The 13074-nt window shown below is 46.4% G+C and carries 11 protein-coding genes; 2 read left to right on the top strand and 9 right to left on the bottom strand.

The features are described from left to right. From secD to queA, 4 genes are all read right to left on the bottom strand, one after another. Positions 1–1860, bottom strand: a complete 1860-nt coding sequence (secD, locus tag CBI31_RS04970; RefSeq protein WP_088525299.1) for a protein translocase subunit SecD — start codon at positions 1858–1860, stop codon at positions 1–3. Between the two features lie 25 nt (positions 1861–1885). Further along, positions 1886–2212, bottom strand: a complete 327-nt coding sequence (gene yajC / locus CBI31_RS04965; protein ID WP_087909480.1) for a preprotein translocase subunit YajC — start codon at positions 2210–2212, stop codon at positions 1886–1888. A gap of 133 nt (positions 2213–2345) precedes the next feature. After that, positions 2346–3503: a tRNA guanosine(34) transglycosylase Tgt gene (gene tgt, locus CBI31_RS04960; protein WP_088525298.1), complete on the bottom strand. Its 1158-nt coding sequence runs from the start codon at positions 3501–3503 to the stop codon at positions 2346–2348. Then, positions 3500–4546: a tRNA preQ1(34) S-adenosylmethionine ribosyltransferase-isomerase QueA gene (gene queA / locus CBI31_RS04955; RefSeq protein WP_088525297.1), complete on the bottom strand. Its 1047-nt coding sequence runs from the start codon at positions 4544–4546 to the stop codon at positions 3500–3502. The genes tgt and queA overlap by 4 nt, the downstream gene beginning before the upstream one ends. Positions 4547–4576: 30 nt before the next feature. On the opposite strand from queA, the gene recG reads away from it, so the two are divergent. Together recG and ubiA are read left to right on the top strand one after the other, a co-directional pair. Continuing rightward, complete coding sequence (gene recG / locus CBI31_RS04950; protein WP_088525296.1) at positions 4577–6643, top strand: ATP-dependent DNA helicase RecG; 2067 nt, start codon at positions 4577–4579, stop codon at positions 6641–6643. Positions 6644–6653: 10 nt separating this feature from the next. Then, a complete protein-coding gene (gene ubiA, locus CBI31_RS04945) occupies positions 6654–7517 on the top strand; it encodes a 4-hydroxybenzoate octaprenyltransferase (protein ID WP_088525295.1) in 864 nt (287 codons plus the stop codon). A gap of 15 nt (positions 7518–7532) precedes the next feature. On the opposite strand, the gene proC is transcribed toward ubiA, so the two are convergent. Genes proC through CBI31_RS04920 form a run of 5 tightly spaced genes read right to left on the bottom strand, consistent with a single transcriptional unit; the run spans position 7533 to position 13054 of the window. Then, on the bottom strand, positions 7533–8402 hold the full coding sequence (gene proC / locus CBI31_RS04940) for a pyrroline-5-carboxylate reductase (protein WP_088525294.1): 870 nt from the start codon (positions 8400–8402) through the stop codon (positions 7533–7535). Continuing rightward, positions 8399–9124: a YggS family pyridoxal phosphate-dependent enzyme gene (locus CBI31_RS04935; protein ID WP_088525293.1), complete on the bottom strand. Its 726-nt coding sequence runs from the start codon at positions 9122–9124 to the stop codon at positions 8399–8401. Before CBI31_RS04935 ends, proC begins: the two co-directional genes overlap by 4 nt. Continuing rightward, positions 9121–10398, bottom strand: a complete 1278-nt coding sequence (gene glcF, locus CBI31_RS04930) for a glycolate oxidase subunit GlcF (protein ID WP_088525292.1) — start codon at positions 10396–10398, stop codon at positions 9121–9123. The genes CBI31_RS04935 and glcF overlap by 4 nt, the downstream gene beginning before the upstream one ends. Positions 10399–10406: 8 nt before the next feature. Then, positions 10407–11549: a glycolate oxidase subunit GlcE gene (gene glcE, locus CBI31_RS04925; RefSeq protein ID WP_088525291.1), complete on the bottom strand. Its 1143-nt coding sequence runs from the start codon at positions 11547–11549 to the stop codon at positions 10407–10409. Next, the gene (locus CBI31_RS04920) at positions 11549–13054 is read right to left on the bottom strand and encodes an FAD-linked oxidase C-terminal domain-containing protein (RefSeq protein ID WP_420812063.1); all 1506 of its coding nucleotides are present in this window, start codon (positions 13052–13054) and stop codon (positions 11549–11551) included. Before CBI31_RS04920 ends, glcE begins: the two co-directional genes overlap by 1 nt. Between the last annotated feature and the right edge of the window lie 20 nt (positions 13055–13074).

Genomic DNA, 13074 nt, shown 5'->3' with positions numbered 1-13074 from the left:
TTATTTCTCCTGTGGGCGCCAAACTTGGCCGATAGCAAGTTTTTGAACCTTCTTGTGTCTGCCATACCAGAGATTAACAAGACCGCGTGAGAAGAAGACGGCTGAGAACATGGAAGTTAAAATACCTAAGCAGTGAACCACCGCAAAGCCTTTAATGGGACCGGAGCCAAATGCTAAGAGGGCTAGACCCGCAATTAAGGTAGTCACGTTGGAATCCAAAATAGTTGCCCATGCTTTATCAAAGCCAACGGCAATGGCAGTTTGTGGTGCGGCTCCACTACGTAATTCTTCACGAATACGTTCATTAATTAAAACGTTTGAGTCAATCGCCATGCCGAGTGCTAGGGCCATCGCAGCGATGCCTGGCAAAGTAAGGGTGGCTTGCAGCATCGACAGCACAGAGATCAGTAGGAGCAAGTTCACTGCCAACGCAATGACTGAGAATGTGCCAAACAGCAAGTAGTAACCGATCATAAAAATAGCAATTGCGCCAAAGCCGATTAAGAGGGATTTAAATCCCTTTTCAATATTTTCTGCACCCAGGCTTGGTCCAATCGTGCGCTCTTCAATGATTTCCATTGGTGCGGCGAGAGAGCCGGCGCGAAGCAAAAGCGCTAAGTCATTTGCGCTTGCAGTAGTTGGCTGACCTGTAATCTGGAACTTTGAGCCAAATTCGCCTTGTATGGTGGCAATGGTGAGAACTTCCCCTTTTCCTTTTTCAAAGAGAATCATGCCCATTGGCTTGCCCAAGTTCTCGCGAGTGACCTCTTGCATCACCCGACCACCAGCAGCATCAAGAGAGATATTTACAGCAGGACGTTGATTTTGATCAAAGCCAGCACTCGCGTCAGTAATGCGATCGCCGCTGAAAATGACTGACTTCTTAAAGACGCCTAAGCGGCTTTCTCCAAAGCGGAAGGTATCCGTGCCTGGAGGTGGGGTTTCACCAAGACCGATGGTAGAGACCGATGGATCGGCTAGACGGGATTCTAGTGTTGCTGTGCGACCAATAATATCTTTGGCACGAGCGGTATCTTGAACGCCTGGTAACTGCACCACGATGCGCTCAGCACCTTGTTGTTGAATGACAGGTTCTTTAACAGCTAACTCATTCACGCGTTTATTTAAGGTGATGATGTTTTGTTTAACCGCGCTGTCTTGTACTTCTTTTAATGCCGTTGGCTTAAATTCACCAACTAACTTTGGCGACAGACCGGCAGGTTTTACTTGCCAAATGAGATCCGGTTGAGCGGAGAGTAAAACTGTACGAGCGGCATCAGCATCAGTAGTGCTGCCAAAATTAATGGTGATGCTATCAGCACCGCGTTCAATACCCTGATGACGAATATTCTTATCACGCAATTGACTGCGAATATCGGTTGCTAAAGAAGTTACCTTCTTTTGTACTGCGCCTTTCATGTCTACCTGTAGGAGGAAATACACGCCACCTCGCAAGTCAAGACCCAAAGGCATTGGTAGCGCATTGATCGCGCTTAACCAACCTGGAGTATTGGATAAGAGATTTAGTGCAACTGTGAAATTAGGATCATTTTGATCAAGATTGATTTTTTGCTGCAGGAGATCGCGAGCGCGCAGTTGGATGTCTGTATTGTTGAAGCGAATTTTGATGGAGCCTACATTTGTAGCATTCTCAAAGAAAACCCCAGTGTTGCTGATATCGGCATCAGACAAAATCTTTTCAACGCGAGCTTGTGTCGCCAAATCAACCTTAATGGTTGGTTTGGCGGAAGAGATCTGAACCGCTGGAGCCTCACCATAGAAATTGGGTAATGAATATAGCCCGCCGATCATTAAGGCAAAGGCGATTACTAGATATTTCCAGAGAGGGTAGCGATTCATATCGAGATACTTTTAAACAAGCGTATTAAGCAGACTTTAATGTGCCTTTTGGCAATACATTAGTGATGGCACCTTTTTGTAATTGGACTTCAGTGCCGGCGGAAATTTCAACAGTAACTACTGCGTCTTTTAACGCAGTTACTTTGCCCATGATGCCGCCTACTGTAACCACTTCATCGCCAACTGCTAAAGCTTCAAGCATGGCTTTAGTTTCTTTTTGACGCTTCATTTGTGGGCGAATCATGATGAAATACAACACTGCAAACATCAAAACCAATGGTAGGAAACTCATCAAGCCACCAGAATCTGGGCCCGCAGCTGGAGCTTGGGCAAAAGCGTTACTAATCCACATATAAAACCTCCGTTAAAGACTATTTGGAAACTGCTTTTAGTTTTAGACTTTTAAGTAAAGCCCTAAACCCGCAATTCTAAACTGTGTGTGGCTTTGGAGGTGATTTGGAGGGGTATAGGCCTTCGTAGGGTTATTAATCCTGCCCAGGCTCAACACCACGCTGGCGATTCTGGTGAAATTCCTCGCGATAGGCGCTAAAACGGTCTTTACTTAAGGCCTCTCTCACTTCAGTCATGAGCTGGAGGTAGTACGACAAGTTATGGATCGTGTTGAGCTGGGATCCTAGGATCTCATTAGCCTTTTGAAGGTGATTTAAGTATGATCTAGTGAAGTTTTGGCAGGTATAGCAGACGCAGGTAGGGTCTAGCGGCCGATCATCATCCTTGTACCCGGAATTGCGTAATTTGAGGTCACCAAAGCGGGTGAATAGCCATCCATTGCGCGCATTGCGGGTAGGCATTACACAATCAAACATATCAATGCCAAGGCTGACGCCCAACATGAGATCCTCAGGCGTGCCCACTCCCATGAGGTAGTGCGGCATATGCTCTGGCAACTTGGGCGCTGTGAAATGCAAAATACGCTCGAACTCTGGTTTGGGCTCGCCAACCGATAGACCTCCGATGGCAATACCATCAAAGCCCTGTTGACTTACCGCATCTAAAGAAAATTCTCTGAGATTCTCAAACATACCACCCTGAACGATGCCAAATAGACCGTTGCCAGTATTAAGTTCCCGAAAGCGTTTGAGTGAACGATCGCCCCAGCGAAGCGACATTTCTAGCGATGCACGAGCAGTTTTTTCTGAAGTAGGTTGGCCTTTGATTTCATAAGGAGTGCATTCATCAAACTGCATAGCGATATCGCTATTTAGTACCGCTTGAATTTCCATAGATACTTCTGGTGACATAAAAAGCTTGTCGCCATTAATCGGTGATGAAAAAGTCACACCTTCCTCAGAGATTTTGCGAAGCGCCCCCAAGCTAAATACCTGAAAGCCACCAGAGTCAGTCAGGATTGGTTTGTCCCAAGCCATGAAGCGATGCAGTCCACCATGTTTTTTGATGACCTCTAAACCTGGGCGCAGCCAAAGATGAAAAGTGTTACCTAAAATAATCTGCGCTTTTGCTTCATTGAGGTCACGTGGCGTCATTGCTTTTACAGTACCGTAAGTTCCAACTGGCATAAAGATTGGTGTTTGCACACTGCCGTGTGGAAGATCAAGTTGACCAAGACGAGCAGGGCTTTGCGAGTCGCGCGCCAAAATATTAAAGTGAACAGGTTTGGTCATGAATTTGTATTCTCAAGTCGGCTTAGAAACATCGCATCTCCGTAACTAAAGAAACGATACTTTTGATCAATGGCATGTTGGTAGGCGGCGCGAATATTGCCCATGCCTGCAAAAGCACTCACCAACATTAATAGGGTAGATTTTGGCAGATGAAAGTTTGTCAGCAAACAATCCACGGTTTTGAACTCAAAGCCTGGGGTGATAAAGAGGTTGGTCTCGCCGCTGCTATGTTGATTGAGGGCCTGGCTTTCTAGGGCTCTCAGGCTAGTGGTGCCAACGGCGATGACCCGCCCGCCTTGTTGTTTGGTTTTTTCAATCGCTTGCAAAGTTTCTTGCGGGATAGAGAACCACTCGTGATGCATTTTGTGTTTTGAGAGATCTTCTTCGCGAACCGGGGTAAAGGTTCCCGCTCCGACATGAAGAGTGATTGATGCTAGATGCGCCCCTAAGTCTTTTAATTGCTGCAAAATCTTTTCATCAAAGTGAAGCCCTGCGGTAGGCGCTGCTACTGCACCTGGATTTTTAGCAACTACAGTTTGATAACGCTGTGCGTCCTCACCATCGGGTTGATGTTCAATATAAGGCGGGAGCGGTAACTCACCGAAGCGTTCGAGCAACTCAAATATATTTTCTGGGAAGCGTACTTCGTAAAAGCGGCCATCATGTCCAATCATCTCCACTGGGAAAGTTTCTCCAGATTGGTTGTGTATATAAACAATGGAGCCAGTCTTAGGAACCTTGGACGCCCTAATTTGGACCCAAGCTTGCATATCGCCACTAATTCGTTCGATGAGTAGCTCGACAATTCCACCGGTCTCTTTTTTGCCATGAAGACGTGCAGGGATTACCTTGGTATCGTTGAATACCAATAAATCCCCTGGCTTGATAATGTTTAGGATGTCTTTAAACTGGCGATCTATTAGCTGGGCGTGATTTCCCCTCTCAGCCTTGACCTCGAGGAGGCGGCTATCGGTTCTATTTGCCAAAGGGTGTTGGGCAATTAGATCGGCAGGAAGTTCGTAATTGAAGTCAGAAAGTTGCATAGCATTACCATCAGGTATTAGATTTTAACGATGACTACCAAACAAGCGCCAAGCACACTCCAAAAAATGGGTTTAGACAGCCCCATGGCCCTTGCTTTGCATCTTCCATCTCGCTATGAAGACGAGACTGAGCTATTCACAATTGAGGAGGCTCTCAGTCAGGGCAGATTTGGCTCAGTCCAGACCCAAGGGGTTGTGATCCGGAATCAGGTCCTATTTAGACCGAGAAGGCAGATGTTGGTCACCATTGAAGATGAGACCGAGATTTTGCAGCTTCGTTTCCTCAATTTCTATCCCAGCCAGCAAAAACAAATGGCAGTGGGCGTTCATATACGAGTTCGTGGTGAGGTGCGGGAAGGATTTCAGGGCCCAGAAATGGTCCACCCCACTGTCAAGGCTGTAGCGGCTGATGCTCCATTGCCAATGAGTCTTACTCCAGTCTATCCAGCCAGTGCTGGTGTTTCGCAAACAGTGATTCGTAAAGTAGTTGCGCAAGCATTACGTGATCCTAGTTTGCAAGATAGCTTGGCTGAGTTCTTGCCCAAAAAGTTAATGACAGAACTTCTTCCTAGTAATGATTGGCCTAGTTTGCAAGCGGCCATTACTTATTTACATCAACCGCCTTCCAATGCCAACACCCAGGCATTATTGGAGCGTACTGATCCTGCATGGCGCCGCGTACAATTTGAAGAATTACTGGCGCAGCAAATTTCCTTGAAGCGTGCCCATGCTATTCGAAGAGAGCGGCATGCTCCGAGTTTCGCAAAACCGTCAAAAGATAAAAGCCTTGAGGCGAGCTTACTCAAGGCCTTGCCTTTCAAACTCACTACTGCACAAGAACGTGTGTGGTCTGAGATTGGCCATGATCTAGAAAAATCGTTCCCAATGAATCGTCTCTTACAAGGAGATGTGGGTAGTGGCAAGACGGTAGTCGCAGCGTTAGCAGCTGCAAGGGTGATGGATCATAGCTATCAGGCTGCAGTCATGGCTCCCACAGAAATCTTGGCCGAGCAACATTACTTAAAAATGAAGGAATGGTTTGAACCATTAGGTGTTCGTATTGCTTGGCTATCCGGCAGCTTGAAAGCAAAAGAAAAAAGACTGGCTCAAGAAATGATTGAGAGTGGTCATGCTCAACTGATTATTGGTACCCACGCCTTGATTCAGGAGAGCGTGAGTTTTTCCAAATTAGGATTAGCAGTCATTGATGAGCAACATCGTTTCGGTGTGAGACAGCGTTTAGAAATTCAGCAAAGACTTGGATCTGAATTGTTCTATTGCCATCAATTAATGATGTCGGCAACACCAATTCCACGCACATTAGCGATGACGTATTACGCAGACCTCGATGTATCCGTCATTGATGAGTTACCTCCTGGTCGAAAACCCATTACTACCAAGGTAGTGAAGGCTGGTCGTCGTGATGAGGTCATTGGTGGCTTGCAAAGTTGGCTCTCTAAGGGATTACAAGCCTATTGGGTTTGCCCTTTGATTGAGGAGTCTGAAGTCTTGCAGTTACAAACTGCCGTTGAAAGTTATGAGCAACTGACGCAGGCCCTGCCTAACTTTAAAGTGGGCTTAGTGCATGGCCGCTTAAAATCCGAAGAAAAAGCAGCGGTGATGGCTGCCTTCAAGGCAAACGAAATTCAATTGTTGGTAGCCACTACAGTCATTGAAGTGGGAGTAGACGTGCCGAATGCGGCGCTCATGGTGATTGAGCATGCCGAGCGCTTTGGTTATGCCCAGATTCATCAATTGCGTGGGCGTGTGGGCCGAGGTTCTGCAGACTCTGTTTGCATCTTGATGTATGCAGAACCCTTATCTATGGCGGCAAAAGAGCGCTTACAGACATTGCGTGAAGTATCAGATGGTTTTGTGATCGCAGAGCGAGATCTTTCCCTGCGTGGTCCCGGTGAGCTACTCGGAGCCAAGCAATCTGGAGATGCCATGTTGCGATTTGTCGATTTACAGCGCGATGCTTGGTTGATTGAGTTGGCTCAACAAGCTGCTGAACGATTGCTTGCGGAGCATACTGACTTAGTAGAGCGCCATCTAGAGCGTTGGCTTGGATCTCGCGCTGAATTTCTAAAGGCGTGATAATTATCCTATGTCCTTGATTGATCGCCTTATCTCATACGCTTATCTGATTCGCCTAGATAAGCCAATTGGTACTTTATTACTCTTATGGCCAACTCTCTGGGCTTTATGGCTGGCCAGTAGTGGTGTGCCAGACCTCAAAATCTTGTTGATATTCGTGGCCGGCACTTTCTTAATGCGTAGCGCGGGTTGTGCAATGAATGATTATGCTGATCGCAACTTTGATCTTCATGTGCTGAGAACGCAAGGACGTCCCGTAACCAGTGGCAAGATTTCAGGGAAGGAAGCGCTGCTAGTTGCAGCAATTCTGGCTTTACTTGCTTTCCTGCTGATTCAGTCACTCAATACTTATACGAAGACACTGTCATTTTTTGCATTGGCAGTAGCCTTCATTTACCCCTTTACTAAACGCTTCTTTGCAATGCCCCAAGCAGTGCTTGGTATTGCTTTTGGTTTTGGCATCCCCATGGCTTATGCAGCTATCTTGAATGACATCCCTTTAGAAGCTTGGATCTTATTTGTGGGAAATATTTTTTGGGCCATGGCATATGACACTGCTTATGCCATGGTTGATCGTGAAGATGATCTTCGATTAGGTCTACGTACCTCTGCAATTACCTTTGGCCAATATGATGTCGCGGCAATCGCAGTAAGTTACGTCATCTTGTTTATCAGTCAAATTTGGGTAGCGCAATTAGCTAATTTGAGTAATTACTTTTTAATAGGATGGTCTATAGCCTTAACCTGTGCTATTTACCACCTCAAGCTGATCTCTACCCGTAAACGCGAAGAATGCTTTGCAGCTTTTCGCCATAACAACTGGTTAGGTGGATTTTTATTTCTCGGAATTGTGCTTGGCCTTAGTCTGCACTAAGGGTTACTTGGGTAATTAGCTCTTACCCAGTTCATCACCCATTGCTTTGCCACGCTGACTTGCGGCATCAATCGCTTTTTCAAGAATCTCGTTCCAACCTTCTTGCTTCATGACCTCAAGTGCTGCTGCTGTAGTGCCACCTTTAGAGGTAACGCGTTCACGTAGTACGCCAGCATGTTCATCAGAGTTATGCGCGAGTTGCGTTGCGCCCTCAAGAGTTGCATATGCTAGTTTACGAGCACTCTTTTCATCTAGGCCTAATTTCTCACCAGCCGATTGCATGGCTTCTAAAAAGGCAAAAACATAAGCAGGGCCGCTGCCAGAAACTGCCGTAACGGCATCCATGAGCTTCTCTTCAGATACCCAAATGCTTTGGCCAACTGCATTGCAGATAGTTTGCGCAAGTTCACGATCAGCTTCGTTTACGGCTGTATCAGCAAATAATCCAGTAATTCCTTTACCGATTAATGCGGGAGTATTAGGCATAGCACGGACACAGCGGGCATGGTCTAGCCAGCGACTCATATCTTTTAGACGAATGCCAGCGGCAATACTCAAAATCAGTGGGCCTGGTGCTGATGCATGCTTGAGCTTTGCAGCCAGGCCTTTAGCTACAACATTAAAGTCCTGTGGTTTGATGGCCATGACAAGGACATTATTTTTTGAGAAATCAAAAGTAATTTGCTCCAAAGTACCAATGCCTTGAACACCAAAGTCTTCATGAAGCTTTAGGGCAGTTACTGCATTAGCTTCAACTACTGAAATTTGATTGGAGTTAAATCCATTCGCAAGCAAGCCACTAATCAGGGCGCGACCCATGTTACCGCCACCAATAAAGGTGATGTGCACATTACTATTATTTTGGCTGGTCTGATTTGTACTCATTTGCTAATCTTATCGCGCTTCCCAAAAATGGCAGTCCCTACGCGAACAATAGTACTGCCTTGGGCAACGGCAGCCTCAAGATCATCAGACATACCCATAGAAAGGGTATCAAAGAATTGATACCGAGGATCTATTGCTCGGAACGCTTGAATACGTTTAAAACAATCTTGGACTTGGGCAAAAGCTTTGCGCTGCTCGCTCGGATCTGCGCTTGGAGCCGGAATAGCCATTAAACCTCTGAGAATGACATTGGGTAATTGAGCTATAGATTCACAGAGTGTCTCAGCCTCAGAAAGGGGTACGCCGCTTTTACTATCTTCATCACTCACATTGACTTGAACGCACAGTTGTAATTCTGCAAGATTGGGAAATTCACCACGCTGAGCAGAGAGGCGTTCTGCAATTTTGAGACGGTCAACGCTATGAACCCAATCAAAATGTTCCGCAACTTCTCTGGTCTTATTACTTTGAAGCGGGCCGATGAAGTGCCAAACTAGCCAAGGGCGCAATTTAGCGAGTTGAGTAATTTTTTCAACAGCCTCTTGAACGTAGTTTTCACCAAAAGCAGATTGCCCTGCATGCATAGCTTCCTCAATTGCATGTGCTGGGAAGGTCTTGCTGACCGCTAAGAGCTCTATTTCTTCAGGCTCACGCTTTGCTGCTAAACAAGCAAGCTCGATGCGTTGCCTTACCTGCATCAGGTTAACAACAATAGAATTCATTGGGCCTTCGAAGATTTACGAATTAATTGATCTACAACTTCAATCCAATGTAGCACTGGCTTATCTTCTTGTTGAAGATGGGCAATGCAGCCAATATTTCCAGAGATAATAATTTGTGCACCAGATTCTTCACAGGCAGCATTTAAATGGCTTAACTTATTCTTACGTAACTGCTCTGAGAGCTCAGGCTGAGTTACTGAATAGGTGCCTGCAGAGCCACAACACAGGTGACTATCAGCACACAAGCGAACGCCGATACCAATACTCGATAGCAAACCTTCTACCTTGCCCCGAATTTGTTGGCCATGCTGCAAAGTGCAGGGTGGGTGGTAAACCACGCCTGGTTTTTGATCAGTGCCAACTATCCCAATCAATTCATTTTGTAGCTCAGGCAGAATTTCAGAAATATCTTTAGTTAGATGGGAGATCTTTTTGGCCTTAGCTGCATAGGCAGAGTCATTTGCAAAGAGATGACCATAATCCTTAACCATCACACCACAGCCAGAAGCCGTCATCACAATTGCTTCAACACCACTTTCAACTAAAGGCCACCAGGCATCAATGTTTTGTTTGGCATTCTCTAAGCCACCTGCTTGATCGTTTAAGTGATAACGCAAGGCACCACAGCAAGTTGCGTTTGGAGCGCTAATCAGCTGAACCTTTAATGCGTCCAAAACTCTTGCAGTTGCAGAATTGATATTTGGCAACATACCGGGTTGAACACAGCCCTCCAGAATCAGCATTTTGCGTTCGTGCTGAGTTGTAGGCCTTGAATAAGGATCTGTTGAGCTATGCAAGACTTTATTTCTGGCTTCTGGGATTTTGCGTTTGATGTCATTTGGCATTAATGGACGCACTAGACGACCTAAAGTCATTGCTGAGTTAAATAATGCCGGCTTTGTTAAGCCTTCTTTTAAGGCCCAGCGTGTGAGGCGCTCACCAAGGGGGCGTGCGGGCGTATTTTCTTCTGCCCATTTGCGGCCAATATCTACTAAGTTGCCGTATTGCACACCGCTAGGGCAGGTGCTTTCGCAATTACGACAAGTCAGACAACGATCTAGATGCAGGCGAGTTTTTTCTGTAGGTGCCGCACCTTCGGCCATTTGTTTGATGAGGTAGATACGGCCACGCGGACCATCAAGCTCATCACCCAGTATCTGATAGGTTGGACAAGTAGCCGTGCAAAAACCACAGTGAACACATTTACCCAGAATGCTAGCTGCCTCGATTCCTTCAGGAGTATTTGCAAATTGGGGGGCAAGTTTTGTGTACATAGAGTTACTTATGGAAGACGTTTGGTTGCAAATACGCCGGCAGGATCAAATGCAGATCTTAGACGCTCTTGTACTGCCTCAAGGGCTTTAGAGTGCACTTGTTCGCTCAATAAAGTAAAGCGTTGGAATCCAGGGTTTACACTTGCGCCCTGTTTGAAGCGAGTTACATGCCCACCATGACTTGAGACTAATTGTTTGATTAAGTTAAATGTAGCTTCATCTCCAGGCGCTTTAATCCAACGCTGCTGACCATGCCACTCCAAAACAATTTCATTACTTGCTCCGGGAATATTGAGTGGCCCACAGGCTGCAGGTAATGCTAGGCGATACAGAGTTTGATCAGCAGCAAGATTTTCAAATAATGGCAGCTGATGCTCGCGCAATTCATTCCAAAACGTTTCGGCAGATTGAGCGTCTACTTCACTTGCATTTACCAAAGAGCTCATTAAAGGAATGGCGGCTTTGATTGCCGCCGCAGCGCCTGCTAAACGAATCGTCAATTGACCCTCGCCATTAGTGCTGCCAATCCAACAGCTTGCTGACATTGGTAATGGTTGACCGGCCCACTCATTTAAAGTGCGCAACGCTTTCTCTTGAGAGATATGGCAGCGCAGTGTTGCAGTTGCGGCTGGTTTGGGCAATACCTTCACGGATGCTTCTAGTAAAAGCGATAGCGTACCCATAGAACCCGGCATCAAGCGCGAAATATCATAGCCAGCTACGTTTTTCATTACTTGTCCACCAAAAGATAAATCTTGGCCTTTGCCATCAAGAATGCGCGCACCCAAAACAAAGTCTCTTAAGTTGCCAACGCTAATCCGATTTGGACCCGCTAAGCCCGATGCAATAGCGCCACCAAAAGTAGCGTGCTCGCCAAAGTGCGGCGGCTCAAATGCCAACATTTGATTTTTGGCTTTTAAGGCTGCTTCAATTTCTTTCAGGGGTGTACCTGCACAAGCCGTAATGACTAATTCTTCTGGTTGATATTCCAGGATGCCCGAGTAAGTACGGGTGTCTAGCTTGGCATAGGTATTGGGATTGCCATACCAAGATTTGGTAGCGCCACCTTGGATAGAAAGCGGGGTTTTATTTTTTGCTGCGTGCAGAATTTGTTCGCGAAATGCCTCAATGGTGGGATTAGTAGCCTTCATTAAAAGCGCTCCAATTCCGGATGTGGTAGCTTGCCCCCACTAATGCGCATGCGGCCATATTCAGCACAGCGACTCAGTGTTGGAATGCCCTTATCAGGATTGAGAAGCTTTTCTGGATCAAAAGCGCTCTTCACGCCCCAGAAAGACTCGCGTTCACCATCACCAAACTGAATACACATGGTGTTAATCTTTTCAAGACCAACCCCATGTTCACCAGTAATTGTGCCGCCAAGCTCAACACAAGCTTCGAGAATATCAGTGCCAAATTCTTCAGCGCGATGCCATTCTTCCTCATCAGCACCATTAAACAAAATCAATGGATGCATATTGCCGTCACCTGCATGAAATACGTTCAAGCAACCTAAGCCATATTTTTTTTCCATACCCTGAATACGCTTGAGTAGGGTGGCAATATGTCTACGTGGGATAGTCCCATCCATACAGTAGTAATCCGCAGCGATTCGTCCTGCTGCCGGGAAGGCATTTTTACGGCCACTCCAAAACTTCAAGCGTTCAGTCTCATCTCTGGAAATCCGAATACCACTAGCGCCCGATTCTTCAAGCACTTTCGTCATGCGTTCAATCTCTTCAGCAACCTCTTCTGGAGTTCCGTCAGATTCACAAAGCAAAATGGCTGCTGCCTCTAAGTCGTAGCCTGCATTGACAAATTCTTCTACAGCTCGGGTGGTTGCTTGGTCCATCATCTCTAAACCAGCAGGAATAATGCCGGCAGCGATGATCGCCGCAACAGCATTACCACCTTTTTCAATATCGTCAAAACTTGCCATGATGACGCGCGCCAGTTTTGGTTTGGCTACTAACTTGACAGTTACTTCTGTGACTACTGCTAGCATGCCTTCGCTGCCCAAAACAATAGCAAGCAAATCTAAACCAGGAGAATCTGGAGCTAGGCCGCCAAATTCAACAATCTCACCGTTCATCAAAATGCCACGTACGCGCAGAACGTTATGTAAGGTGAGGCCGTATTTAAGACAATGCACTCCACCAGAGTTTTCATTCACGTTACCGCCAATGGAGCAGGCAATCTGAGATGAGGGATCTGGTGCGTAGTAAAGACCCAGGTGAGCAACGGCTTCAGAGATGGCTAAGTTGCGAACTCCCGGCTGAACCACTGCAGTGCGAGTAAATGCGTCAATACTAAGAATTTTCTTGAGCTTTGCAAGGGAGAGCACTAAGCCTTGGGAGATTGGCATTGCTCCACCTGATAGTCCAGTTCCTGATCCTCGAGGAACTATTGGGATTTGCATCTCAAAGCAGATTTTGAGGATTTTGGCGACTTGCTCCTCTGTTTCTGGTAGAGCAACTGCTAAAGGCATACGCTTATAGGCAGCCAAACCATCACATTCGTAGGGAATCGTGTCTTCAGGCTCCCAAAGTAGGGCGTGCTCTGGAAGAATCGGACGCAAGGCTGAGACCAGTTTTGACTGTAGTGCGCTGATAGCGGCTATATCGGGGGGTGGGGTCACCATATTCATAGGAATCATTTTAGCCATTTACCTATAAT

This window comes from Polynucleobacter campilacus, from assembly GCF_002206625.1.
GTDB lineage: Bacteria > Pseudomonadota > Gammaproteobacteria > Burkholderiales > Burkholderiaceae > Polynucleobacter > Polynucleobacter campilacus.
The sequence above is the reverse complement of the archived record's forward strand: the minus strand, read 5'-3'. Positions and strand labels throughout refer to the sequence as shown.